The sequence below is a fragment of the Flavobacterium sp. N1719 genome (genome assembly GCF_025947045.1).
Classification (GTDB): Bacteria; Bacteroidota; Bacteroidia; order Flavobacteriales; family Flavobacteriaceae; genus Flavobacterium; species Flavobacterium stagni.
The window spans coordinates 2,450,783-2,476,963 of sequence record NZ_CP109993.1 but is presented as its reverse complement, the minus strand read 5'-3'; the positions used below and the strand labels follow the sequence as shown (position 1 = coordinate 2,476,963).

The following is a 26,181-nucleotide window of genomic DNA, read 5'->3' as shown; positions in this document are numbered from 1 at the left end:
TTATTAGTTAGTTGTTGTGTTTTCCCTTAATGGTTTTTCTAACTGAGATAGATTATAAGTAGGCAAAACTAATGGAGGAATATTTGCTTGTAAAGTAAGAACACTAATAAACGCTCTTAAATATGGGAATAATAATGCCATGGCATTACGATAAAAATATTCGGGAATTTCATTAATTGTTTTTATATTTTGAAATACAAAAGAACCAATGCAATTTATTTTTATAAAAGGTTTTTCTCTGTCAATTCCAAACGCTACAAATTCAAATGTTAAATCAAACAAGCTGTTATCAACATTGAAAACACCACTAGGGACTATGTCTATATTAATATCTTTTGGGAGTTCTTTTTCAAATCTTAATAATATATTGTTGAATATATAATCATCAAGTTGAAATGATGCTGGGTTATTCATAATTTTAAATTTTGGAAAAAAAAGAACCCGAAGGATACTTCGGGTTTACTAAATTAGTATTTTTTTCTTTAATGACAAAAAATTCTTCTTTTTTACTTCGATAATAGATTTTGGATGCTTCTAAGTATTTTCGAAGTGTAGGCCCTCCTTTTGGGGCTTCGTTCTTAGTTTCCGACCAATCCTTCATGACTTTTTCACGAGGAGTATCACGGAAATACTTCTTTAAATCCTCTAAAATGTTGTTCATGATTTTTAAATTTAATTGTTTGACGAAACTTAATTTACCGAATAAACATGTTTTTTAGTAACATAATTTGGTAGTACTAATCAAATATAAGACTTATTTTCTAATCAAATGTCTTTTTTTGATTTTTTTAATTCTTGCGCAAAAGTACAAAATCATTTTTATTTTAAAAACAATATTTGTGCCAAAACGATAATTTAAGGTTCAACGAAAACAGGCAAGCTTAAAACTTTAGTAAATTTAAAGGTATGAACAAGATTAGATTTATCTACTCAACCTCTCATAAACCTTCTTCAACATATAGCCCTTAACCACATCGCCAAATTCCTTATCATCCATCATTTTGGTGAAAATATCTTGGTTCTGCTCCATGCGTGCAATTAGTTTGTCTAAGAAAAGTTCCTCGAATCCAAACTTGAAGTTCTCGATTGGATTGTTCTGCGCCTGTTCTTTTAGTCCTCCATGAACCACCAACTCTTCCTCAATCTGGTCAAAGAATAATTTATCAGCGGTGTTGAATTCGGTTTGGAACTTCTTGTTCAATACTTCAATGATTTCAGATAAATTGGCTTCTTCTTCCTTGGTCAATCGGATACCAGCTTGACCGCCACCCTCCAATTCGTAAACACCTCGGCTTTCCATCACAATGTTATGCTCCGCTATCTTTTGCAAACGGTAATACTCCAATGAAACTTCGTCACCCAACTTAAACTTATCGTTTTGACTTGTTCTTGGTAATTTCTTCAACAAGAATCGTCCGTATGTGAATAGCTTCTCCAAATCCACATCTGAGAAAGGCATGATTTGGGTCAAAAACGAATAGGTTCTACAAAAAGTCTGCAACGTGTTTTTGAAATCGTCTTGATTGGTCACCGTACCCATCACATCATCTGTTTCAGTTGGTAACGCTTTGAATCGTTCCACAGCTGGGTCAATGTAAGCATTCAACTTGCCTTGGTCACTTGTGCTGAGGCTTTTACTTGATTTGAAGAATAGGTTGCAAAAATTGTTCACCTCCGATTCCCATATCACATTTGCTTTTTCCAGCTCCGCTTTCAAGTCATACAGGTGATTTGGGTCTGAGTTCTCGGTTATCGATGTCAGCTCGTAATACGGTTGAAACGAATCCAAAATATCTTGGGTTTCATTTGCAAAGTCCAACACAAATGTGTCCTCTTTTCCAGCGCACATTCTATTCAATCTGGAAAGTGTTTGTACTGCTTTAACACCCGATAATTTCTTGTCTACATACATGGTATGCAACAACGGTTGGTCGAATCCTGTTTGGTACTTGTCTGCTACCAACAACAATTGGTACTCATCCGATGCAAACTTTCTTGGCAATTCCTTTTCAGCAAATCCATTCAGTTCCACCTCAGTCACACCTTCTGGAGCGTTACCATAAATTACTTTTCCCGAAAAAGCGACTATTGTCTTCACATCATTGTATTCTTTTTCTTTGATGTATTTATCGAATTCTTCTTTGTATCGAACTGCATGTAGCCTTGAACTGGTTACGACCATTGCTTTGGCTTTTCCACCGATTTTCTTTGAAACCACTTGTCGGAAATGTTCCACCATCACTTCGGTTTTCTGTGCCAAATTGTGTGGGTGCAATGACATGAATCGTCCGATGGCTCTGGAGGCTTTCTTTTTATTCACCTTCGGGTCATCCTCAATTTCTTTGGATAGTTTGAAGTATGTTTTGTAGGTAGTGTAGTTCTTTAACACATCTAGAATGAATCCTTCTTCAATAGCTTGCTTCATTGAATACAGGTGAAACGGTTCTGGCTTGCCATTAGCGCCCATTGTTCCAAATACTTCAACTGTTTTTGGCTTAGGTGTTGCAGTAAAAGCAAAGAAACTAAGATTGTTCTGTTTGCCTCTAGCTAACATTGACTTTCTGATTTCGTCTTCAGCATCTTCTTCTAGTCCTGTGTATGCTTCATCCTTTTCAGCATCTTCTAGTGATTTCGCTGATAATACCTCTTTCATTTTTTTGGTTGCTTCACCACCTTGAGAACTGTGCGCTTCATCAATTATTACTGCATACTTTCTAGCTGGGATTTCCCCAATTTTATCTAGTATAAATGGAAATTTTTGAAGCGTTGTTATAATGATATGTGAACCAGCAGTAATTGCATTTGCCAATTGGGTTGAATCCTTGTCGATTTTCTGAACCACACCATCTTTGTGTTCGAATTGGTAGATTGTGTTTTGTAACTGCGAATCCAATACTTTTCGGTCGGTAATCACAATCACTGAATCAAAAACTCGGTTGTTCTGGTCATCGTGCAAGCTAGAAAGTCGGTAGGATAACCAAGCGATTGAATTGGATTTTCCCGAACCAGCACTGTGTTGAATCAAGTAGTTTTTTCCAGCACCTTGAACACGTGCATCAGCTGTTACAGTTCTAACCACTTGCATCTGGTGGAAACGTGGGAAAATGATAGTTTCCTTTTTCTTTTTGACACCATTCAGCTCAAATTCTTCCACGCTTAAGTGAAGGAACTTACCGATAATGTCCATGAAACTGTCCTTTGTCCAAACCTGTTCCCACAAATAAGCGGTGCGGTATCCGTTGGGGTTAGGTGGGTTTCCAGCACCGTTATTGTATCCTAAATTGAACGGCAAATAGCGCGTGTTCTTGCCATCTAGTTTGGTTGTCATATAGGCTTCATCTGTATCCACAGCAAAGTGAACCAATGCTCTTTTCTTGAATTGGAATATCGGTTCGTTTGGTTCTCGGTCATACACATACTGCTTCTTGGCGTTCTCTACCGACTGACCCGAAAACTGATTTTTAAGCTCAATGGTAGCAATAGGTAAACCATTCAAAGAAAGCACCATGTCCAATGAGTTTTTGCCTACACGCTCGTAATAGAGCTGTCTGGTCACCGACAAATGATTGGTTTGATACAATTCGTCTGCTTCTGGATTTAGGGAGCTTTCTGGCTTAAAAAATGCCATCTGAAACTTCACACCATAGTCCGTGAATCCTTTGCGAAGCACATCCAATGCTCCACGTAAATCAATCTCTTTTACCAAGCGTTGAATGACCTTTTGCTCGACCTCATCTTTGTGAATATTGGCAATTTTATCCCATGATGTTGGTTGAGAAAACTTCAGAAAATTAATAATGTATTTAGGGAACAATCCTAATTGTGTATCAAAATCTTCTGAAAAACCTTTAGTGAATCCACCAAACTCCAAAAGTGATGCTTCAATTGCAGTTTCAAAGGTTAGTTCTGTATGTATACCGTTTGCCATGCTTTATATTTTTGTTGACTTTGAATAATATCTTATAATTTTATAAATTAATAATGCGAACAAAATAATTTCCATAAAAATAATTCCATACAAAAGCAATAATAAATATTCATTTAGAATTTTATTAAAATTTAAATTAGAAATTATAAATGAAAACACAAAAAAGGTAAAGGTTGAAATAACAATTTTTAATGTATAAAAATTAACTGATTTTAAATTTTTCAAATTGGTTAAAACAAATGTTCTTCGTTGCTTTAAACTTGGTGAATTATCACCCTTTTCAATTTGAAAATTCATTAATTTAATTTCATCCCTTTTATTTAGTATAAAAGCAAACAAAACAGTAAATACGGTAATCGATATACCAAAAAATGCTAGTTGGATATTATAAAAATTAACTGCAAAATCATTTATACTAGTCATTTGGAAATGAATTCAAATAGTTTTCCATTACAGGTTGTATTTTTTTTAAAATATACTCTGTTTTATATATCTCTTCTGTTTCAACATCTATTGAACTTACTTCGCTCGTATAATTGAATAATTCTTCCGCTGTTTCTTTAAATTTTGAGTCTGCTTCATCACTATATTCTTGTTCCAATTTCAACTCATGCTTACCACTGACAATTTTTAAAATTCGCCTGTGAAACTTTGAAACAAAAGATTTATCCTCAACGATTTCATTAATTTTGGATATCGGAACCCCTTTATATGAACTCTCATTTATTTTGGTTAATTTGGTCTGAACCTCATAACCATTTATATTATAATCTACTTCATTATCCTCAAAATTAACAGTTATAAACTTCATTGATAATTCAACTGAATCTTTTAAATTTTTTACTCTGCTTATAAAATCAGGCAGTTTTATATTAACGGAAACAATATTTAAAACATTTTTAAGAACAATTTTTACAGACGATACAATTTCACTGTTTTCCTTATTTGGGTCTTCATAAACAAAAACAATCCATTTATATTCTCGTTTTTCTATTCCAAAAATATGTGGGTAAATGATTGCGTAATAATGTTCACTTCCTATTTTATCATTCTTATCAAGTTTGATTCTAGTATCTTTTTCTATGAAACCGTCAAATAGATTTGAACTAAATGAAGTTATTTTCAGCAATAAAGCAAGGTCATTTCCAAAATTTACTTTTTCGTATTTTACTTCATCAATATTTCGAGTTGTAGTTTTATTTCTTTTACCTGTTGTTAAAACAACATTTTTTTCTTTGTGTTGTTCTATTTTGGAAATTAAATTTTGAACTAACAAATCTTGACTTAAAACCAATTCTTCAAATGGTACATCATGATTTTCATCAATTTTAGAATCCGAAATATAAATTGGAATTTTAATTTGATAGAACTTTTCTTTTTCCTTTATATTCTTCATATTGTAGTTGTCTATTTATTTTCCTAATTTAAAACTTCTTCTCTAACATCAACCTTACCAGTAACCACTTCACTGATTAATGCCGTTTTGTATTCTTTTAATAACTCAATTTCTTGTTGAGTTTTTTCTATTATTGTTTGGATTCTATATTCTTCTTTCTCAATTGTATGAATGATTTCATTTTGTTCCTCAATTGTGCCAAAACAAACTAAAAAATTTTGAAACATAGGTCGTCTTAATGAATCCACTGTCGATTTTGCGGAGAGCTTCATAACCTCTTTGCCGAAATTTTCTTTCAAATAGTAAAATAAATATTTGCCTAATACTCCTCTGAAATTGCTGAGCATATAAACCCTTTGGTGAAAATCAAATTTTTCATTTACATAATGCCAGACTTTGCAAACACCTACACCGTCACCAGCGGTTAAAATAGCTTCTCCATCGAAAGAATAAGTAGAAATTCGTTCAACTGTTTGTGAACGTACATAAAAAGGATATATCCCATCATCCTCTCTATTTTCTGTGTCCTTTCCTCCAGTTGTTATATCTGAGAGGTATCTCATCCTTTTCACCTCCCAATGCGCTGGAATTTCTCCCAGCCACTCAATACCAGAATCCTTCATCGGAACCGTTGTATCAAGACCTTTGGTCACTGCTTGGTTGATAATGGCGGTGCGCTCTTCTTCTAGCAACTGAATCAAACGCTCCTTTTTGGCAATCAAGTCATCAATTTGAGTGGTTTTGTGGTCGAGGTAGTTGGCTATGGTGATTTGTTCGTCTTTATCTGGAAAAAAAACAGGCAAATTTTGGACCCCCTCCATTCTTAAGTTTATTCTTGTGAATCCTCTACCTTCTATACTAACTAGTTGACTTAGAGTGGAAGAATTCAAAAGGTAATTTAAGAAATTTGGATAAATATCTAGATTTGAAATTCTCAAACCTTTACAAAAACTGTTTAAATACAATTCTCCGAAATCGTTATTCAAAAGAGCAGATTTCCCAACTTCTTCTTGGTTTTCAGAACTCATCAAAAAGAGCAAATCTCCTTTTTGAACTTGGTTTTGATTTTCGTTATCAGTCATTATTACATGACCAAAATTATCTGAAACTATGTATTTATTGTTTGCTACATTTGTAAAGTTGATGAATGGTTTTGTGCTAGAACTTGCTTCTGAGCTGAAATCTGCACCACTTTTACCAGATAATCCACTATAAAGATTACCGATAAATTTGAGCCTCTTTGTATTCCAATGACTTGGAATCACACCAATCCATTCAATACCCGAATCTTTGTAGCTATCGTACTTTTTCATTATCCGATAACATTTTTAAGTAAACCATCTGTTTCTTGTTCCAATGTCATAATATCCTTTCTGATATCCTCCAATGAACGCAATGGCTTGAATTGGTAGAAATACTTGGTAAAGTTGATTTCGTAACCCACGTTGGTTTTGGTATGGTCAATCCACGCATCTGGTACATGTGGTAATACTTCTTTTTCCATGTATTCCTTTACATCCATTAGCAATGGAATGTTTTCTGTGTCTCGCAAAGAAGAATCGGGTTTTGGGTTTCCTTTTTTGTCGGTCACCACTTGACCCTTGGCATTGCGTTCTGGTCGTTCAACGGTTACTTTAGCATATCCAAAAGCCTTGTTTTCAAATATCTTTGAGTAAGCACCTTCTTTGAACTCACCATATATCTTGGTAATTTCTGCAATGTGGTCATCAGATAGTTCGTTTCGTTTATCACCCAAAGACTTGCTCATTTTCTTGAAGAAATCAACTCCGTTTATCAATTGTACTTTGTCTCTTCGGTTGGCTGGTTTGTGATTCGATATCACCCAGATATAGGTTGAAATACCTGTGTTATAGAATAGCTGGTTTGGTAACGCAATTACAGCCTCTAGGAAGTCGTTTTCAATTATCCACTGACGAATACTGCTCTCGTTCTTTGTTTTGCTTGGAGAACCCGAAAAAAGCGGTGACCCGTTGAACACAATAGCCAATCTTGAACCACCTTGGTCAGCTGGTTTCATTTTGCTCATTAGGTGCATCAAAAACAGGAACGAACCATCACTCACCGATGGCAAACCAGCTCCAAATCGTCCACCGTGACCCAATTGCTCATGCTCCTCTTTTACCTTTTTGGCGAATTTTTCCCATTTCACCCCGAACGGTGGATTCGTAATCAAATAATCAAATTTTTCGTTGGATAACTGGTCTTCTGAAATACTGTTTCCTTTTTTGATGTTGGAAGCATTTTGACCCTTAATCATCAAATCAGATTTACAAATGGCATAGGATTCTGGGTTAAGCTCCTGTCCGAATACCTCCAATCGAGCATCTGAGTTGAGTTCGTGCAAGTATTCTTCGGCTACTGATAGCATCCCTCCAGTTCCAGCGCAACAATCGAATATGGTTTTGGTGATACCTTTTTTGGTCAGTATTTCACGGTCATTCAAGAATAGAATGTTCACCATCAACTTGATAACCTCTCTCGGTGTAAAGTGCTCCCCAGCGGTTTCGTTGGATATCTCAGCAAATTTTCGAATCAGTTCTTCAAACATGTATCCCATTTCCATGCTCGAAATGCGGTCTGGGTGTAAGTCGATTTCTTGGAAACGCTTCACCACCATAAACAGCAAGTTGGCATCGTCCATCTTGTTGATTTGATTCTCGAACTCAAATTGCTCAATTACCTCTCTGGCATCCTCTGAGAATCCGTTGATGTAGTTGCGCAGATTCGAAGCAATGTTATTCGGGTCAGCTATCAGTTTGTTGAAGTCGAATGGACTTCGATTGTGAAAGTTGTAACCAGCCACCTTGTTCAAAATCGGGTCGAGATTCTGAATGTTGGTCGATTTCATCTGGTCATATTTTTTCAGCACTTCTGCTTTTGTGTTTTCCAGCACACAATCTAGTCTTCTCAGTACGGTTAACGGAAGGATAACCTTGCCGTAGTCACTTTGTTTGTAATCTCCTCGAAGTAGGTCAGCAATTGACCAAATGAAGTTGGCTGATTCTTTAACGTTTTTCATTTAAGGCTTTGGTTTGTATCTGTTAATTAAGTAATTCTTTGGCATCAACTTGAAGCAATTTGGCGATTTCATAAAGCACTTCAATACTTGGTTGTCGCTTGTTGGTGACGTATCCGTTAACAACATTATAAGACTTTCCAAGCTTGTTAGCAAGCCATGTTTGTTTTATTCCCTTGTCATTTAAGACCTCTTTAATCCGATTCATGGTATTTGGAATTTGGTACAATATAGGGAAAAATACATTAAAATTTAGGGTATTTATATTTTTAAGAATAATATTTCAAAAATTTAACTACTAAATCAAAGAATCCCTTTGAGATAAAGGCCTCATTCTATATTCTTTAACCGAATTCACTGTGAAGAGTTACATAGCTGGTACAGGTTCGTTGGGGTTAATTTAGACTTGTTTACAGTTGGTTTTATCCATCTAATTTTCTTTGTAAACAATGTATAGACGAATTTTTTTTAAGTCGCTGAATGTCAAAATAAAGGGCGCGGGCTGGGCCTATTCCCGAAGGGTATTGAGGGTTACTTCAATATTAAATGGCCCTTGTTGTTCCCGTAGGGAATTGATATGGTGTGCTTCGCTATGCTATTATATTATAATAAATCAAGACCCGTATGGGTCGCTACGCTCCCAATATGATTGATGTGAGTTATCTCCACTTTGGGGTTTTCCAAATGCTTTCGCATTTTCCCAAACCCTTTCTTTTTCTATTGATGTTTACTTAAAATTATTCATCATTATTTTGGTAATAAATGTGTTTGGGATGTATCGAAGCCATAGCGTAGATACTCCCAATAACACATTTTTATTCTTGTCAATCACACACTCTAAAGAGTGTGATTATTATATTACTCTTATAGTACATGGTGTAGAAAGTATACCAATTCATGGTGTAGAAAGTATACCAATTCATGGTGTAGAAAGTATACCTCAACTGCTATTTTATGGTGTAAAAAGTATACCAATAGATGGAATAAATTACATCATCAACCTCAACGAACAAATGGAGTTGTTTTTAAATAAACACAAATATTTTTATCGAAATCTATTGACTTATTCCTTGGCATTGAGTATAATTAATCAAAAAGAAAAATACAGTCCTCAACAGGACAAATCGGGGTGCTGATGGAGTTCATGACCATCAGCTTCTCTCACCCGAAATGAGAGAAATAAAATAACGAGGGAATAAAAATACTGACCCATGAAAAACAAAACTGTAATCCGTAAAAAATTGGAAAATGGAAAATTTACAACCATTCACAACTCAATCTTGTTTGACACAAGACTAACACCAAATGCATTTAGGCTTATTACAGCCATCTTGTCGGATTCCGATACAAATTTTGACTTGTCACAAACACTTTACTGTGATAGGCTCAAAATAACCAAAAAAACATTTTTCAGAGCAATTGACAATCTTATTGAATGTGGTTATTTGAAAAAAACAGAAGTTGATAAAGGTGTTTCAATACCAAATATCAAAAAGGCAAATTCAGATAAGAAAGTTTACCATTATACCATATCAGAATATGGTAATTTAAAACCAGAATTGGAAATTCAACCAGAAAATGATACTAAAAGCGTTGAATTAACAGATGATGAATTACAAATAGAAAAGTGTAAAGATTTTTTACGAACAAATAGAAAAATCTTGGTTGACAATGATTTTGTTTACCCTCTAACTATAGAAGCTTTTGAAAATGGCAATTATGATATAGCTTTTTATCAAACTTTTATAGATGACGAAAAAGAAATTGAAAAATTATTAAAACAATATTACAAAGATGTTCTTGGTTGGATTCAAGATATTATTAAGCCAGACAGGCCTAAGGCTCTAATTGACTTCCAAGACTGGCTAAAAGATGAAGTTTTTAACAAACGAAATACAAATTTGGAAAGGGTTTCAGTTAGAAGCAAATATTCAAAACTTTCATTAATAAAGCATGGGAAAAAATATAAAACTGATTATGAAACAGAAATGGGTGATTATTATGAGAATCCCAGAGACTAAAACAAACTAAGCCAATCCGATTAAGATTGGCTTTTTTATTAAAATAAAAATTTTGTGCCAAAAATTGCCAATTAGCTATCTAGTTTTGCACAATAATACGCTTAGCATAAATTAATAATATCCTTTCTATATCAATCTATTATTCACTATCCAAAAGATTTTAATCAATTAGTGAATATGATTTACAGATTGTAATTCTGTACTCATCAAACATTGTCTAATGTTGTTAATTATCAAAGGCAAAATTGGACGGATATCAATATTATATTTAACCTTTGGTTGATATTTATCAACATTAATAATGCTTGAAACTACAGCTTTTGATTTAAAAGATATAGAAACAGATAGCAAATCATTTTTAACTTCATGAGGAACCAAAACTTTGTTATTGATTTTGTTTTTCGTCCAAACTAAATCGATGGATTTTGATTTTAAAAAATCATCAATTAATTGAGTTACTCTGGAAATAATTTCAATAGCTTGATTAAAACTAATTGAATCATTCTTAAAATTATATTCATCAAAAAATCTTTGACAAATAACATGGTCGTTGATAAATAATGAGAAATCAAACGGATAATCACTTTTTGTTTTCATTGTAATAAAATTTAGTTATTAATTAATTTTAAAACCAAATAAAAACAAAATCATATTTATATGTTTTTATTGTAAAACACACTATCTGAGGCATTTGGTGCCCTCGTAAAGTATAGCTCTGAAAAGTATTGATAACATTGGCTTGAAGCGATATGAGAAAGAGCCTCTTTGGGCTTGAGCCATGAAAAAACACATACCTATTGCATTTTGATAGTTAGTATATCACTTATCCTTGTGGTGTAGCATTGGGACAAGTGTTCTTGACGCATCTTCCAGCGTTTTCCTAAAGCATTGTTGCCAAACCTAATTACATTACCACCAATCTTTTTATTGGTCTTATCAATGGCTTTCATTAGGTCAATATGCTTCGGATTCTCACCACCAAAAAACTTCAACTGAAATTCTTCAGCTGGTGTTATAGCTGATACAATCACCCCAGCTTTCTTGTATTTAATACCATCCTTATAAATCGATTTTAAGGCGGTTTGAGCTAGCCTATTTATCTCAAGGGTGCTATTGGTCGGAAAGTCGGTTTTGATGTTTATAAAGGCTCTGTGTTGCTCCAAGTCCTTTCTATGATAGTTGCTTAAAACAAACACGCTAATCATATTGCAATGACTGTTTTGTTTTCTTAGTTTCTCACCAAGATTGGCTGAGAATGTGGCAACACGTTCTGAGACATCCGAGAACCTATCCAGCATGTTTTCAAAACTTCTGGTGCATGCAATATTCTTTTTATCCTTGACATCTTCCATTTGGATGCTAGGAACTCCCTTCAAGTCTTTTTTTAGTCTGAGTCCTTGGATGGTCATATTCTTTCTGACCCATTCATCACCTAGCATTGTAAAATCATAAGCGTTATTTACACCCAAAGCTTTAAGCCGTTTGGTATGTTGTCTACCGATGCCCCAAACGTCACCAATTTTAGTCCACTTCAGTGCTTTGAGTCTTTTTTCTTCAGTATCAATAATATGAACTCCCTCAGTTTGTTCGGGGAACTTCTTTGCAATCTTATTGGCAACTTTGGCAAGAGCCTTAGTGGGTGCATAACCAACACTTATTGGAATGCCAACCCATTGTTGAACCCTTGATTTCATATCCAATCCCATCGTTTTATAATCAAAATATTTCTCATAGCCATCGAACTTTAAGAAGCATTCATCAATGGAATAAACTTCAGCTAATGGCGAATAAGACGAAAGGATTTTCATTACTCGGTTGGACAAGTCACCATATAATTCATAGTTTGAACTGAAGACGTTTACTTGATGCTGTTCAACAAGTTCTTTGATTTGGAATATTGGAACGCCCATTGCGATGCCAAGCTTTTTTGCTTCGTTTGAACGTGCCACAATACAACCATCATTGTTTGATAAAACCACAACTGGTTTACCATTCAAATGGGGTTTAAAAAGCCTTTCACAACTTGCATAAAAGTTGTTGCAATCGATTAAAGCATACATAATAAAAAGAGGGGGTTAATACACCCCCAATTTAGAAAATTCCACTCGCTTAACTTCTTTCAAGATAGGAAATTTATTCACATTCTGTATTTCCTTTATCATCTCTGGGATGGGAAATGAAAACCTTCCAATTCGCATTGAATTATCACCAGTTGGAACAAATCTTTTAGTTGATTTATACATTTTGATTGACAGCGTTTGACTTTTATCCAACAGAATTGAATTCAGTTCTTCAAGTTCGGCATCATTAATTTGAATATAGTCATTAGATTTTTTGAAATAGTATCGTTCAACTTTGCTATAATTTTTTAACACCACATTCAAAATGGTATACTTGTTATTATGTAATTCGATTCTAATTAAATCAACAAACAAATTGATATAGTCTTTTAAGAGTTCCTTTGATGATTCAATTCTATCAAGATTCTTATTAATAACATTAACAAAATCATTGTTTTTGCTTTGCTTAACATTCAAAAGCATTTTAATCTTTGAAATTTCTTTATCAATTTTACCAAGTTCCTTATCAATCCTAGTTGAGTTTTGTTCAAACCTTAAAAGAAAATCATCAATGTTAGCATTCTTAGATTTCTTAATGATTTCAAGACTTTTTAATTCGTTATCAAATTCTTTTTGTAGTTCAAACTTTTTATTTATCAACGCTTCAAGATATTTTTTATAATTGGTTCCTGCGGTTTCTGGGTCGTTGATTTTTATTTGTTCTGCTAAAAGTTCTAAATCAGTTTTAATTAAATTCCAAATTGCTGAATCAATCATTGCCATTGATATTGTTTGTGTATTACCACAAGGCTTTGCACTTGAATGTGAACTGCATCTGTAGGTTGATTTATTTTGACCATTTACAATTCGATAATTTGCATTGAAATGACTACCACAATAGTTACATTTAATCATCTTTGCTAACAAGGTTGTGTGTTTGGAACTTTTTTCAACATTGGTATTATTTGATAGAAGCTTTTGTTGAACCAAATCAAATGTATCTCTATCAATTATCTGCGGATATTTAATCTTGAAATTGGTTGTAATGTACTTTTCTTCATTCTTTTCACCAGAATAATTTGGATTTTTACGCTTGTTATTAGTGATTTTAAAACCAGTATAACCCTCTTCTTTAAGTAGTTTATTTACATTGCGTTTTGAATGTGTGTATACTGGAAAACCACGTTTTATACATTCAAGTGTAATGGTTTTAATTGATGGGTTCTTAATCTTATACTCAATTCCATTCAAATACCAATTGTAAATGGTTTTGACAATATCTGCGTTTATATCATCTTCTACAAGTGTATTTTTTTTGAGTTCACCCATGACTTTTTTATATCCAAAAAGTGTTTTGCCAGCAATTGAATAACCTTGCTCCATAAGTAGTTCTTTGGAACGCTTAAATCGGGTTTTCTTTTGTGCCATTTCTTGTTCTGCAAAGAAGCCATATAAAGTAAACATAATATCGCCAGCTGGCGATACATTTCCATTATCATCAAACAATGAATAATTGGTATCTTTCAAATAAAATTGAACTTTTTTCTTTATAAACCATTCTTTAATTTGATGCAATACAGACTGTCTTCTTGATATCCTTGATAGTTCTGTAGCGAAAACTGTTTTATAGTCTGGGTTTTCTTCATGAAATTTGAACATTTCATTTGTACCCTCTTTGACTTCAAGATTTGCAAACCCTGTTTCTTTGGTTTCAATTATTTTAAATTCTTCATATCCTTTTGATTTAGCATATTGAATCAAATCATGAGTTTGAGCCTCATAGTTTTGAATCTTAGTACTTACACGCACCAATAATATTGCTTTCATAGTTTCCTTTTTCATTGAGGACAAAATTATTTTACTTATTAATAAAGTTGGTTAAATAATGTTTAACAGTTAATATAAGTGGGTAAATATAGTCTAGACCTATACTTATTCTCATCGGGCCACCGGGCGCAGGGAAAACCATGTTGGCCAAACGATTGCCGAGTATCTTACCACCCATGACCTTGCGCGAAGCCTTGGAAACTACCAAAATTCATAGTGTGGCAGGGAAGGTGAAGGAGGTCGGACTCATCAGCCAGCGGCCGTTTCGGAATCCGCACCATACCGCCTCCAGTGTTTCTCTTGTGGGTGGAGGAAGTTATCCACAACCGGGAGAAATTTCGTTGGCACATAATGGCGTATTGTTTTTGGATGAACTCCCCGAATTTAAAAGGGAAGTGTTGGAAGTGATGCGCCAACCTCTGGAAGATCGGGAAGTCACCATTTCGCGGGCCAAATTCACCATTACCTATCCGTCATCTTTCATGTTGGTCGCCAGCATGAATCCTAGTCCGGGCGGCTATTTCAACGATCCCGATGCGCCCGTTACCACCTCACCCGCGGAAATGCAACGGTACCTGAGTAAGATTTCCGGTCCTCTTTTGGATCGAATAGATATTCATATCGAAGTCACCCCTGTGCCTTTTGACAAATTAGCCGACCGGCAACGTTCTGAAAGCAGTTCGATTATTCGCGAACGCGTCATTGCCGCGCGAGAAATTCAAACCCAACGCTTTTCGGAATTGAATCATATTCATTACAATGCCCAAATGAATACACAATTGATTCGAACCTATTGCGAATTGGATGCAACCTCACTAACTTTGTTGAAAAGCGCTATGGAACGATTGAATTTGTCGGCCCGTGCGTATGATCGAATTTTAAAAGTAGCCCGAACCATTGCCGATTTAGAAGCGGCGCCCACAGTACAGTCGGCACATATCGCTGAAGCGATTCAATACCGCAGTTTGGACCGTGACGGATGGTTGGGATAAATGTATAGAAAAATGAAAAAGTTATTCATTGCATTTTGTATTGCATTTAATCTTAATGCACAAGAGGTTCCAAAAGTTGTAGCAGGAACTATTCAACGTTTACCCGATTTTAAATCGGAATATGTCACATCGCGTAATATCGATATTTGGTTGCCCAAGGACTATTCCACTGCCAAGAAATACAGTGTGTTGTACATGCATGACGGTCAGATGTTGTTTGATGCCACTACCACATGGAACAAACAAGCGTGGGAGGTGGATGATGTGATGACCCAACTTTTTCAATCGGGAGCGATTCAAGATTGTATTGTAGTAGGCGTATGGAACGGCGGAGCTACCCGTCATGCGGATTATTTTCCACAAAAACCCTTTGAACAACTCACCCAAAAACAAAAGGATTCTCTTTATCAAGTCAACCGACCCAATGGGAATTCGGTTTTTCAGCAGTATGAAGTGCATTCTGACAATTATTTAAAGTTTTTGGTTCGGGAAGTGAAACCCTATATTGATAGTCATTTTTCAGTCTATACGGATGCGGCACATACTTTTGTGGCAGGCAGTAGTATGGGCGGCTTGATTTCGATGTATGCGATTTGCGAATACCCCAAGGTTTTTGGAGGTGCCGCTTGTTTGTCGACTCATTGGCCGGGTGTTTTTTCGGTTGAAAACAATCCCATTCCAGCGCAATTTATTCGTTATTTGAAAAAACATTTGCCCCAAGCCAATTCCCATAAAATTTATTTTGATTTTGGAACGGCTACATTAGATGCGTTATACGAACCTTTTCAAAAACAAGCAGATGCAGTGATGATCGCCAAAGGGTGGGATAGTGCCCATTGGATCACCCGAAAATTTGAAGGCGAAGACCATAGCGAACAAGCTTGGCACAAACGCTTGGCGATTCCGCTAACGTTTTTGTTGGGGAATTAAATTAGTTCTGGTAACGGTAATAGCGGGCACCAATCAAAACCGGATTTTCTTTTTCAATAGAATCTAAAATAAAACCTTGCGGTTTTCCCACAGCCGTACTCAATTCCTTTTTATGTAATTGCTCGTAGGTTTCGAAATCAATTTCTTTACGGTTTTCAAGAAAAGTGAACAGATTAACCTTTGTGATTTGTGATTTCCAATCGGATTGAAGAATTCCCTCAAAAACTTTGGATTTGGAACCACTTCCATAAGCAATAAAACCTATTTTTTCGTTTACTAAATCCGCTTCTTGGGTGGCCAATATGCTTAATCCAGATAGCATCCCCAAGAAAATAGAACCCGTGTATAAATTGCCAACCTGACCCGAAGCGGCTTCGCTGGGTTGAATTTTTTCTTGAACCCATTGTAGGTACTCTTCGCTCTTGGCCAATGCTTTTACTTCTTCAGCGGGAAGGTTGGGGTGCAATTCGTTTTTATAAATTTCTATAAATGTACGGCGCGCTTGAAAACAGTAGGGCAGGTGCATAAAGATTTGTTTCCAATCTTGGAATACTATACCCGGCTGATTTGTTTGTTTTTTAAAATGGTTGTAAGCTTCTGTAATGCGGTTAATGTAGCATTGGTTGGAATATTGACCATCAAAAACGGGTTGTTCCTTGTAAATTTGAATGTCATTTTCCAAAACGCCCAACCAATCGGGATTGTCTGATTTTCCAGTTACTTCTAGTTTTGAAAAAGTACGACGGGGCTTGAAGAAATCAAAAACCCCTTCAGTGGCAACTCCCGTTTTTTGCCCCAAAGCGATAATGCGCGGATTTGCCGTAATCAATAAAGCCAAAGCCCCAGCACCTTGGGTATATTCTCCTGTTGAGGCCAAGTCGTATTTGGCATTGTCGGTGGTGATTACGATTACTTTTTCGGTCGGATTCAACCGAACGTAATCCATACCACTTTGTAATGCATCCACGCCGCCAATACACGCAAAAGTAAAATCTACCGTATCGCAATGGGCGAAGGAACGCGCACCTAACTGACTCTCCAACAAAGAAATTACATAGGAACCAATTGGTTTGGAACTGTCAATACCACTTTCCGTTGCAACAAGAATCTTGGAGATTGCTGAGGGGTGTAGGTTTTCAAGATGAAGTAATTGAAGGGCTGCATTGGCGGCAAATGTTACCACATCTTGTCCCACATCGGGAAAAGCCATTTTGTGTAAGCCCAATCCTTTAATCAATTTGTCAGCTTCAATTTGACGCTGTTCAGCAAGGGTTTTAATGGGTAAATACAACTGGGGTAAATCCAATGCGATACTGTCAATTCCTACGTTCATTTTCTTGAATTTTTGGCAAAATTAAAAATACTCAAGCCTTATAAACGTTGGACAAGCCCTAAATTATCTCCCTAGCAATACGATTTATGAATTTGTTAAAAAAGCGGGAGTAAAATTTTACTATTTTCGATTTCATGCCCGTTTTTGTTTAGTTTTTCAACCACTTAGCGATAAGGTTTTCCAAGACTTCTTTGATAATGGGTTTCGAAGCATAATCATCCATACCCATTTCCAAACATTTTTCTTTTTCTCCTACAACAGTACCCGCAGTTAACGCAATAATAGGAATATGTTTTCCTTTATCGGATTTACGAATTTCTTGGGTGGCTTCGTAACCGTTCATTACAGGCATTTGAACATCCATTAAAACAATGTCTGGTTGAAGTACATTGTACTTAGTTACCCCTTCTTCGCCGTTGTTAGCCTCGTATATTGTGCCGTGAGGAATGATTTGTTTGACTAAGGTTTTGGCTAACAACATATTGATTTTGTTGTCTTCGACAATCAGTACCTTAAAGTTTTCATGGCCATAATTGGGTTTCTCCGTTTCTGCTACTGCCACTTCGATATTATTGATCTCTTCGATAGTCTTGGTATTGTTGGCTTTCACGACCACATCAAAATAGAATTCTGAACCTTTGTTTACTTCGCTGTTGACTTTTAGACGACTTTGCATTAAGCCCAGAAGTTGGTTGGAAATTGATAAGCCCAAACCTGTACCGCCAAATTTTCGTGTTGTGGAGTTATCACCCTGCGAAAAAGCATTGAATATTTGTTCTTGGAATTCTTTACTAATCCCAATCCCGGTGTCTTTTACCATAAAGCGCAAACGGCATTGAGTGTCGCCTATAAATTCGAGATTGGTTACTGATAGGTTTATTTTTCCTTTTTCGGTGAATTTTACGGCATTACCCAGTAAGTTGATTAGAATTTGTTTTAAACGAATGATATCCGTCCAAACATATTTGGGAACCTCTTTGTTGATGGTGAGTTCCAATTGCAGGTTTTTACGGTTAGTGTCGTATTTCACCAATTCTACCACTTGACTCAAAATCTCTTTTAAATCATAGCGACGGATATCCAATTCGAGTTTCCCTGATTCAATTTTAGAAAAGTCCAAAATGTCGTTGACAATATCCAATAAAGATTGAGCCGACTCGTTAATGGTATTCATGTAACTGCGTTGGATTTGCTCCAAATTGGTGTTTTTTAAAAGGTCGGTGAATCCTATGATACCGTTTAATGGTGTTCGAATTTCATGGCTCATGTTCGCTAAGAACTCCGATTTAGCTTTACTGGCTGCCTCTGCATATTCTTTGGCTTTGATGGCTTCTTCGGCTTCTTTTTGACGGGTAATGTCAATGAGGATTCCTTCAATATATTTCGAATCTTCAATCCGTATAATATCTCCAAACTCTTCCACCCATTTTATGTTATTTTCATTATCTAAAACACGATAAGTGGTATGAATTTTCTTTTTTGATGCAAGGGCTTTTTTATACGTATCAAACACCCGTTCTCTGTCTTCGGAATGGATTATTGCACCAAAAGAGTTTTTATGATTTTTGAAATTCTCTTTAGCAACTCCGGTTAATTTTTGGATTTCATCATTAAGATAAATGTAGCTGTAATCATCATCGATCGAACACAAATACACTGTACCCGGGATGTTATTCGCCAGCAATCGGAATCGCTCTTCGTTTTCACGAATGGTACTTTCATTGATGTTGCGTTCTAGAGTAGAAGAAACAATTCGAGCTAATGTATTGAGAATAGAAATTTCTTCGGGTTGCCATTTTCTTTCTATATACATCTCGTCCAAAATAATAAACCCTTCCAGCTGATTGTTCACAGTAATCGGTAAAATTAAAATGGATGTACAATGAATTTTATCCAAAAATTCACGAGTTATAGGCGTTTTAATGTCTTTGACTAAACCGGAATATACCTTGTCTTGTTGCAATACTTGGAATATTTCTTCAAAATCGTAGTAGCGTAAATTTTGTAGGTTTGGATTTAAATCAATAATGTTTTTGTATTCTTTGTGCCAACGGTTGCGCTGACTGAAAGTCATTTTTTCATAATCAAATTCAAAATAGGACATACGGTCAACACCAATGACATTTCCTAGCGACAACAATACTTCATTAAATAATTCTTGTTTGTTTTTAATGGCAATAAAACGGTTGGTAAATTTGGTTATCTCGGTTAAAATTTGGTTTTTGTATTCCAATTTCCCTTCTGCTTCTAAACGTTGATGGGTTTCGATGGCTGCTGCTAAATAGTCACTGATTGAACGGGAAAATATAATATCCTCGTTATCCCATTCTTTGATTTTTGTATCGGATTCAATACAAAGTACACCATACAACAACCCGTTGATATAGATGGGAGTATCCAGCATAGATTTCGTAGCAAATTCATTGAAATAGGATGAAGTAAATTCTGTAGTGAACGGATTTTCCAATACATTGGAAGCTACAATTTGCAATTCGTTTTCAATCGCATTAAAATAGAGTGGATAATCCTTTTTCTCGACAACAAATCCCGATTTGAATTCGTCTTTATTCTTAATAAAGGTTCGTTCACATTGTATACGGTCTTCAAAGTACCGCCAAAATCCAACCCGATTCACATCTATTTTTTTGGCAATAATTTTTAGTACAGCCTCCAGAAATTCAGCAAAATTATCCCCATTAGGTTGGTGTTTAAGCGTTAAATTTTTAATCGCTTCATTGTAGCGTTTTAATTTTTTCTCTTTACGAACATTCTCGATTTCCAACTGTCGTTGTAGCGTAACATCCCTTGCAATGACAGTATATCCTGATATTTTACCTACCTCATTTCTTTTGATGGTTACATTTTGGGATAGCCAAAGGGTCTCTCCATTTTTGGCCGTAACAGGAACAACAAGAGTGGGGAATTCATTGAACTCCATCTCTGTTCGCTTGTAAAATTCGCGAATGCGGCGTTGGTGGTCTTTTCGAACTAAATTAAAGAAAGGTGTATTTAAAAATTCTTCTTGCGTATAGCCCGTTAAAGCCATGCCATGTTTATTGATAAAAGTGAATTTTCCTTCCGTGTTAATTTCATAAATAATATCATTAGCATTCTCAATTAAATTTTGATATTGATTTTGAATGTTCATTTGTTCAGTAACATCTTGCCCAATACCAATAATCAAGTCGTCTGAAAACTTTTTATCCTTCCATTGGATGTACTTGAATTCTCCGTTTTTGGCTTTTAAACGGCGAATGTGCATGCGGTTATCAATAAAATCATCATGATACGCTTCGCCGATAAATTCGGGATCTTCAGTTAATATCCAAAATTGCATTCCCATAACTTCTTCAGGTTCATAACCTAAAAAGTCGCGTATCTGTTCGCTACAATAGGAGAGTTCTCCTTTTTTGTTGGTGGCTATGGTAAGGATATTTCCTTTGGAAAGAATTTCATTAGCAAATAAAAATTTGCTCTTTGTCGTTGCAGTAGCCAAATGTATAGCGGCATGAATGGTAACTATAAGTAGTGAACACGTGATTAATATAATTACATCTTTCGGCGGTAAAGCTTGTTGTTGGTGAAGGCTAATAAGAAATAAGAAATAAATAACCACAAAGGTCCAATACTGGACCATGTTTTTAAAAATATAATACGAAAGAAAAAAATTGATGAGTAACGTACAAAATATCATATAGTCATAAGGCAATACGATTAGATTGTAAACGTTCAACATGAAGTCTAAAACATAAACACTTATGAAAATAAGTATAAAATATTTTTTAATCCAATGGGTTCGTGTATTGATAATGTAAATCCCAACAAGGAAAAGGCCAACAGTAAGTTTGAGACGAAATAAACTGGTTGGACGAACATAAAAAATTTCAATGATTACTTCTGAAAGTGGTAATGCGATGCCCAGCATCAATAAGAACATATTATACAGTTCTTCTTTAGGAGCAAATTCAGAATAGGTATTGATAAAACTGTTTTTCTTAGATTTATAATCGAAAACAGCATAGGTAAGATACAATACCAAAAACAATACAGCCATTACAACAAACCATTTTTCAAAGTGAAATTCCTTCACGATTATGGGTGTAGTTTGTAAAAAGGGTGCCTGTAATCCGGTCAATAGAACATTCAATAAATGTATCATGAAGGATTTCTAGTTTGGTTTGACTTCATAGCAATTTACAAATAAATCAAAACAATTTCATGATTTTTTTAACAAATTTTATCTTGTTTAAATACGGAGCATAACGCAAAGGGACATCACCCCAAAACGGTTTGTAAACAATCGCTTTTCGATGCGAAAAGGTTTCAAATCCCCATTGACCATGATAGGCTCCCATACCGCTGTGTCCAATACCTCCAAAGGGCAATCGCTTGTTGTTAAAATGAAGGATAGTATCGTTAATGCAGCCTCCGCCAAATCCGTGTTGGTCCATCAATTGTTTGGCCCAACGGATGTTTTTTGTGAAAATATAAAAGGCCAGCGGCTTTTCATAGCGCTGTATCCATTTTGTTATTACTTTTTCTTCTGTAAAAGGTACTAAGGGAAGAATCGGCCCGAATAGTTCTTCTTGCATTAATGCACTGTTCTGGTCGGGCGCAATCAAGGTTGGTGCCCAATACCGTTGATCCCGCTGACCCGTTCCGCCATAAAGGACTGTCCCTTGCTGACTCATGGCTTCTAAGCGTACCCAATGTTTATCCGAGATAATTCTAGCATAGTCGGGTGACTGTTCCGGATCTTTGCCGTAAGCCGCTTCAATTTCGACTTTCAAAGCACTGACTAGTGGTTCATAAATAGATGCGTGAACCAATATATAATCGGGAGCAATACAGGTCTGACCCGCATTTAAAAATTTACCCCAAACAATCCGCTTGGCAGTCAGTTTAATGTCGGTGTCAGCTGCAACAATACAAGGATTTTTACCTCCCAATTCAAGGGTTACGGGTGTCAAATGTTTGGCTGCAGCTGCGGCTACAATTTTGCCCACTGCCACACTACCCGTAAAGAAAATATAATCCCAACGCTCTTGCAATAACTCTTGCGCAATCTCGGGTCCACCTTCTTGTACAAGAACCTCCTCTTGTGTAAAAACAGCTGAAATTAGTTCGCTCAAAACAGCCGAAACCGATGGGGTTAATTCGGAAGGTTTCAGTACCACCGTATTTCCCGCCGCAATGGCTGCTGTGAGCGGGGCTAGGGCCAATTGGAAAGGATAATTCCAAGGCGCTATGATCAAAACCTTACCATACGGTTCATAGTGTATGGATTCCACTGCTGGAAAATTGAGAAGTGAGGGCCACACGCTTTTGGGTCGGGACCAACTTTTCAATTGCCGTATTGTATTTTTTATGTCAGATAAAACATAGGCCGTTTCAGTCGCAATCGACTCAAAACGCGGTTTCTTGAAATCGGTGTATAGCGCAGCGACAATGGCTTCTTCACGCACTTCAATGGCATTGTAAAGTGCTTTGAGTCGCTCCAAGCGGTAGTTGATATCGTCACGTATTCTACTCATTTTAGAATATTCCAAAGCGCCATCCCAAATAAATATCGGCTTGTTTGGCATTGTTCATTAATGCGGTAACACCCGAACCAGAACCGATGTAGAATCCTCCGGCACGAATGCCCAATCCAGTATTGAACCCCGAAATTTCATTTTGTGTAAAGGGTAAAAAGAACTCGAAGAAACCTAAATTCAAATGCGGCGTAATCGTAAAATTGTTTTGTGTAGCAATCTGATCGTTTACATCAATGGACTTGACACGTTGTTGTAAATAACCTGAAATGAAAAGCTTAGAAATCACTTTTACATCGGCATATAAAACAAAAGTAGTGGGCAAACTTACTTTGAAATCTTTATTGGAAGTAGTCTTGGTTAAATAACCGCTATTCAATAAAATAGTTTCTATGTCTTGAATACTTTCAACATTTTCAAATTGGTTCAAATTCAAACTTTGCGTCCCTTGAATGGATAAGGTATAATTGGTGCTTTTGTTGTTGGGATCTTTGAAGGTCATCGAACCCACATTGCGAATCGCCATGCCCAAATTCAATTTGTAGCGGTTCTGATTTTTCTTCGGATTATCGGAGACTTTATCACGCCATTGGTAGTTAACTCCTAAGTCGAACCCGACACCGCCAACCGAACCTATAGCTGACTTACTGTAGTTGTCAAATTGGGTAAAACTGTTGGCCAATTCTCCTGAATACGCAAAATTAACCGAAGCTTGAGTATTGGTTAAATAGGCCACGCCACCTACACGGGAAATGGTTCCCGTAAATTTGTCCATTCCCATATTGGCAAAGGAACCCGGCAGTAATAACTTCCCGGTAAAACCCACATTGAATTTGTGTTTTTCCTTGTTGATCAAACTAAAAGCAACGGTTCCTGCCACTTCGCCCCAAGCCGTACCGTTGACGCGTTGGTTGTAATTGTTTGAAACCGTCGTAGCACCAAAAATGGAATTGATGCCTGCATTGACAAATGCATCTCCCAATCGCGGATCGACGTCAATAATGTCCATATTTCCGTAGATTTTGGTACTTAAACCTAAAGCAAATCGTTTGAATTTGATGCCCATACCAAAGCCGCTTACTTGTACATCGGCTCTTAAATTAACGGGATCGGTACCTCGAAAAAGGACGTTGTCCAAATTGTCGTTGTTCACCAAATCATTTACCGTGAGTTTGTTGTTGGAAACATTGGCACTAATTCCAAATAAATTAATATCAAATTTATCGGACATGTTATTCAACTCTGCTGGATTGAATTGGGTGTTCAAAACACCAACCCGACTCGAGAGTCCGATTCCTGCAAAATGTTCCTGAGCTTGCGCATATAGCCCAACGAAGGCCATCGCAATAAGGTGTCGTTTTTTCATGTAATCTTGGGGTTTTGTGCTAAAGTTAGCTATTTTTTTATAAACGAAGAAAAATTGAATTTAGTTTTCAATCGATTGCCATAGCACTTCTTGTGGAACTGGCGCTATTAATGTTAATGGTAATTTCGTCACAGGATGCACAAAATGCAACGAACGCGCATGCAAATGTATCCCGCCGTCCGGATTACTGCGGTCAAATCCGTACTTTAAATCGCCTTTGATGGGACAACCGATGGCAGCCAATTGGGCGCGAATTTGATGGTGTCTTCCCGTATGTAAGGCAATTTCCAACGCCAAATAACGGTCCAGTTTTTTGATAATGGAATAGGATAAACTCGCCCGTTTGCTGTCCGGGACTTCTTTACTATGGGCCTTGGAAGTGTTGTTCTTCGGATTGCGTTTGAGGTAATGGATTAGGGTGTCTTCTGACTTTGGTGGCACATTTTTAACCACAGCCCAATAGGTTTTTTGGGTTTCTCGGTTGCTGAACAAGGCGTTCATGCGTTCCAATGCTTTGGATGTTCGCGCAAATACCACCAAACCTGTTGTGGGTCGGTCCAAACGATGCACAACTCCCAAAAACACTTCACCCGGTTTGTCGTATTTCTTTTTTAAATAGGCTTTAACAATGTCTGAAAGCGGTGTATCACCCGTTTTGTCGCCTTGTACTAAATCGCCCACCCGTTTGTTCACCACAATCAAATGGTTGTCTTCATACAATACGTCCAGATTATCGGGTGTACTGATTAGCTTCATGGAAATAGGTGATTTTTGAGTAGTTGAAAAGTTGAAAGGGTTTAAAAGTGTAATGGGTTTAAAAGTGGATTAGATGCAGTGAACCATCATTTTCAAATCATCAAATCTTTAAATTTTCAAATTAATACTGCTCATTCGCATTCGGGAAATCTACAGCCTTCACATCACTCACATATTGCCCAATTGCTTTGGTCATGTCTTCGTAGAGATTCATATACCGGCGAAGGAAGCGCGGACTGAATTCGTGGGTCATCCCAATCATGTCATGGAGCACCAAAACCTGACCGTCAACGCCACTACCGGCGCCAATTCCGATGACAGGAATATGAATGCTTTCCGCGACGCGTTGTGCTAATTTGGCGGGAATCTTTTCCAAAACCAAAGCAAAACAACCCAATCGCTCCAATAACTTGGCGTCTTCAATCAGTTTTTCGGCTTCGGCTTCTTCTTTGGCACGAACGGTATACGTCCCGAATTTATAGATGGATTGCGGGGTTAGACCCAAATGACCCATCACGGGAATTCCCGCATTTAATATCTTTTTAATCGAATCTTTAATCTCCGAACCGCCTTCGAGTTTTACCGCATGTCCGCCACTTTCTTTCATAATGCGAATGGACGAACGTAAGGCTTCTTTCGGATCGGATTGATAAGTTCCAAACGGCAAATCCACCACCACCAGCGCACGGTCTACAGCGCGAACTACTGAGGAAGCGTGGTAAATCATTTGGTCTAAAGTTATCGGTAAGGTCGTTTCATGTCCGGCCATCACATTACTCGCTGAATCGCCCACTAAAATCACATCGACACCTGCAGAATCCACAATTTTGGCCATGGTATAATCATAAGCGGTAAGCATAGAAATTTTTTCTCCATTGGCTTTCATATCCACAAGGGATTTGGTGGTGATTTTTTTGTAATCTTTTTTAGCGACAGACATGTTTTTCGGATTTTTAGTGTTGTTGTGCGCTGTAAAAATACTAAAATGGATTAGTTTTGTT

19 protein-coding genes and 1 pseudogene are annotated in these 26,181 nt (G+C 36.4%); 3 read left to right on the top strand and 17 right to left on the bottom strand.

From position 1 onward, the window contains the following. Positions 1-3: 3 nt before the first annotated feature. The 8 genes from OLM45_RS10565 to OLM45_RS10530 all read right to left on the bottom strand — a co-directional run bounded on the left by OLM45_RS10565 (position 4) and on the right by OLM45_RS10530 (position 8,569). On the bottom strand, positions 4-414 hold the full coding sequence (locus tag OLM45_RS10565; protein ID WP_264509972.1) for a protein-export chaperone SecB: 411 nt from the start codon (positions 412-414) through the stop codon (positions 4-6). Positions 415-418: 4 nt separating this feature from the next. Further along, positions 419-661, bottom strand: coding sequence for a hypothetical protein (locus tag OLM45_RS10560; RefSeq protein ID WP_264509970.1), 243 nt, complete (start codon positions 659-661; stop codon positions 419-421). Between the two features lie 261 nt (positions 662-922). Continuing rightward, a complete protein-coding gene (locus OLM45_RS10555; protein ID WP_264509968.1) occupies positions 923-3,928 on the bottom strand; it encodes a type I restriction endonuclease subunit R in 3,006 nt (1,001 codons plus the stop codon). 3 nt (positions 3,929-3,931) lie between these two features. Next, positions 3,932-4,351, bottom strand: coding sequence for a hypothetical protein (locus tag OLM45_RS10550; RefSeq protein ID WP_264509966.1), 420 nt, complete (start codon positions 4,349-4,351; stop codon positions 3,932-3,934). Further along, positions 4,344-5,324, bottom strand: a complete 981-nt coding sequence (locus OLM45_RS10545) for a hypothetical protein (RefSeq protein ID WP_264509964.1) — start codon at positions 5,322-5,324, stop codon at positions 4,344-4,346. The genes OLM45_RS10550 and OLM45_RS10545 overlap by 8 nt, the downstream gene beginning before the upstream one ends. 23 nt (positions 5,325-5,347) lie before the next feature. Then, positions 5,348-6,637 (bottom strand): restriction endonuclease subunit S, encoded by a 1,290-nt coding sequence (locus tag OLM45_RS10540; RefSeq protein ID WP_264509962.1) that lies wholly within the window; start codon positions 6,635-6,637, stop codon positions 5,348-5,350. After that, positions 6,637-8,364 carry a type I restriction-modification system subunit M gene (locus tag OLM45_RS10535; protein ID WP_264509960.1) on the bottom strand — a complete coding sequence of 576 codons (1,728 nt, stop codon included), beginning with the start codon at positions 8,362-8,364 and terminating at the stop codon, positions 6,637-6,639. Before OLM45_RS10535 ends, OLM45_RS10540 begins: the two co-directional genes overlap by 1 nt. 22 nt (positions 8,365-8,386) lie before the next feature. Further along, positions 8,387-8,569 (bottom strand): helix-turn-helix domain-containing protein, encoded by a 183-nt coding sequence (locus OLM45_RS10530; protein WP_264509958.1) that lies wholly within the window; start codon positions 8,567-8,569, stop codon positions 8,387-8,389. Between the two features lie 1,003 nt (positions 8,570-9,572). Between OLM45_RS10530 and OLM45_RS10525 the strand changes: the two genes are divergently transcribed. Continuing rightward, a complete protein-coding gene (locus OLM45_RS10525; protein ID WP_264509956.1) occupies positions 9,573-10,382 on the top strand; it encodes a helix-turn-helix domain-containing protein in 810 nt (269 codons plus the stop codon). 168 nt (positions 10,383-10,550) lie between these two features. On the opposite strand, the gene OLM45_RS10520 is transcribed toward OLM45_RS10525, so the two are convergent. The 3 genes from OLM45_RS10520 to OLM45_RS10510 all read right to left on the bottom strand — a co-directional run bounded on the left by OLM45_RS10520 (position 10,551) and on the right by OLM45_RS10510 (position 14,269). Beyond that, complete coding sequence (locus OLM45_RS10520; protein ID WP_264509954.1) at positions 10,551-10,979, bottom strand: hypothetical protein; 429 nt, start codon at positions 10,977-10,979, stop codon at positions 10,551-10,553. A gap of 197 nt (positions 10,980-11,176) precedes the next feature. Beyond that, positions 11,177-12,442, bottom strand: a complete 1,266-nt coding sequence (locus tag OLM45_RS10515) for a Y-family DNA polymerase (RefSeq protein ID WP_264509952.1) — start codon at positions 12,440-12,442, stop codon at positions 11,177-11,179. Between the two features lie 15 nt (positions 12,443-12,457). After that, positions 12,458-14,269: a recombinase family protein gene (locus OLM45_RS10510; protein WP_264509950.1), complete on the bottom strand. Its 1,812-nt coding sequence runs from the start codon at positions 14,267-14,269 to the stop codon at positions 12,458-12,460. Positions 14,270-14,373: 104 nt separating this feature from the next. Between OLM45_RS10510 and OLM45_RS10505 the strand changes: the two are divergent. Beyond that, positions 14,374-15,261: pseudogene (locus OLM45_RS10505) on the top strand (YifB family Mg chelatase-like AAA ATPase); the annotation flags it as partial. A 12-nt stretch (positions 15,262-15,273) separates the two neighbouring features. Further along, complete coding sequence (locus OLM45_RS10500) at positions 15,274-16,191, top strand: alpha/beta hydrolase (protein WP_264509948.1); 918 nt, start codon at positions 15,274-15,276, stop codon at positions 16,189-16,191. Position 16,192: 1 nt separating this feature from the next. Here OLM45_RS10500 and OLM45_RS10495 read toward each other — a convergent pair whose 3' ends face one another. The 6 genes from OLM45_RS10495 to panB form a co-directional block, all read right to left on the bottom strand. Next, complete coding sequence (locus OLM45_RS10495) at positions 16,193-17,524, bottom strand: hydroxymethylglutaryl-CoA synthase family protein (protein WP_264509946.1); 1,332 nt, start codon at positions 17,522-17,524, stop codon at positions 16,193-16,195. A gap of 148 nt (positions 17,525-17,672) precedes the next feature. Next, the gene (locus tag OLM45_RS10490) at positions 17,673-21,683 is read right to left on the bottom strand and encodes a PAS domain S-box protein (protein WP_264509944.1); all 4,011 of its coding nucleotides are present in this window, start codon (positions 21,681-21,683) and stop codon (positions 17,673-17,675) included. Between the two features lie 46 nt (positions 21,684-21,729). After that, a complete protein-coding gene (locus tag OLM45_RS10485; RefSeq protein WP_264509942.1) occupies positions 21,730-23,058 on the bottom strand; it encodes an aldehyde dehydrogenase in 1,329 nt (442 codons plus the stop codon). Between the two features lies 1 nt (position 23,059). Next, positions 23,060-24,424 (bottom strand): DUF5723 family protein, encoded by a 1,365-nt coding sequence (locus tag OLM45_RS10480; protein WP_264509940.1) that lies wholly within the window; start codon positions 24,422-24,424, stop codon positions 23,060-23,062. Positions 24,425-24,484: 60 nt separating this feature from the next. Continuing rightward, positions 24,485-25,180 carry an RluA family pseudouridine synthase gene (locus tag OLM45_RS10475; RefSeq protein ID WP_264509938.1) on the bottom strand — a complete coding sequence of 232 codons (696 nt, stop codon included), beginning with the start codon at positions 25,178-25,180 and terminating at the stop codon, positions 24,485-24,487. A 121-nt stretch (positions 25,181-25,301) separates the two neighbouring features. Continuing rightward, on the bottom strand, positions 25,302-26,120 hold the full coding sequence (gene panB / locus OLM45_RS10470; protein WP_129461071.1) for a 3-methyl-2-oxobutanoate hydroxymethyltransferase: 819 nt from the start codon (positions 26,118-26,120) through the stop codon (positions 25,302-25,304). Positions 26,121-26,181: the final 61 nt, after the last annotated feature.

Excerpts from the sequence above, each read along its gene's own strand:
- panB (WP_129461071.1), bottom strand. The coding sequence starts at position 26,120 with ATGTCTGTCGCTAAAAAAGATTACAAAAAAATCACCACCAAATCCCTT.
- OLM45_RS10550 (WP_264509966.1), bottom strand. The coding sequence starts at position 4,351 with ATGACTAGTATAAATGATTTTGCAGTTAATTTTTATAATATCCAACTA.
- OLM45_RS10545 (WP_264509964.1), bottom strand. The coding sequence starts at position 5,324 with ATGAAGAATATAAAGGAAAAAGAAAAGTTCTATCAAATTAAAATTCCA.
- OLM45_RS10530 (WP_264509958.1), bottom strand. The coding sequence starts at position 8,569 with ATGAATCGGATTAAAGAGGTCTTAAATGACAAGGGAATAAAACAAACA.
- OLM45_RS10510 (WP_264509950.1), bottom strand. The coding sequence starts at position 14,269 with ATGAAAGCAATATTATTGGTGCGTGTAAGTACTAAGATTCAAAACTAT.
- OLM45_RS10515 (WP_264509952.1), bottom strand. The coding sequence starts at position 12,442 with ATGTATGCTTTAATCGATTGCAACAACTTTTATGCAAGTTGTGAAAGG.
- OLM45_RS10525 (WP_264509956.1), top strand. The coding sequence starts at position 9,573 with ATGAAAAACAAAACTGTAATCCGTAAAAAATTGGAAAATGGAAAATTT.
- OLM45_RS10500 (WP_264509948.1), top strand. The coding sequence starts at position 15,274 with ATGAAAAAGTTATTCATTGCATTTTGTATTGCATTTAATCTTAATGCA.
- OLM45_RS10540 (WP_264509962.1), bottom strand. The coding sequence starts at position 6,637 with ATGAAAAAGTACGATAGCTACAAAGATTCGGGTATTGAATGGATTGGT.
- OLM45_RS10565 (WP_264509972.1), bottom strand. The coding sequence starts at position 414 with ATGAATAACCCAGCATCATTTCAACTTGATGATTATATATTCAACAAT.
- OLM45_RS10490 (WP_264509944.1), bottom strand. The coding sequence starts at position 21,683 with ATGATACATTTATTGAATGTTCTATTGACCGGATTACAGGCACCCTTT.
- OLM45_RS10475 (WP_264509938.1), bottom strand. The coding sequence starts at position 25,180 with ATGAAGCTAATCAGTACACCCGATAATCTGGACGTATTGTATGAAGAC.
- OLM45_RS10520 (WP_264509954.1), bottom strand. The coding sequence starts at position 10,979 with ATGAAAACAAAAAGTGATTATCCGTTTGATTTCTCATTATTTATCAAC.
- OLM45_RS10480 (WP_264509940.1), bottom strand. The coding sequence starts at position 24,424 with ATGAAAAAACGACACCTTATTGCGATGGCCTTCGTTGGGCTATATGCG.
- OLM45_RS10560 (WP_264509970.1), bottom strand. The coding sequence starts at position 661 with ATGAACAACATTTTAGAGGATTTAAAGAAGTATTTCCGTGATACTCCT.
- OLM45_RS10485 (WP_264509942.1), bottom strand. The coding sequence starts at position 23,058 with ATGAGTAGAATACGTGACGATATCAACTACCGCTTGGAGCGACTCAAA.
- OLM45_RS10495 (WP_264509946.1), bottom strand. The coding sequence starts at position 17,524 with ATGAACGTAGGAATTGACAGTATCGCATTGGATTTACCCCAGTTGTAT.
- OLM45_RS10535 (WP_264509960.1), bottom strand. The coding sequence starts at position 8,364 with ATGAAAAACGTTAAAGAATCAGCCAACTTCATTTGGTCAATTGCTGAC.
- OLM45_RS10555 (WP_264509968.1), bottom strand. The coding sequence starts at position 3,928 with ATGGCAAACGGTATACATACAGAACTAACCTTTGAAACTGCAATTGAA.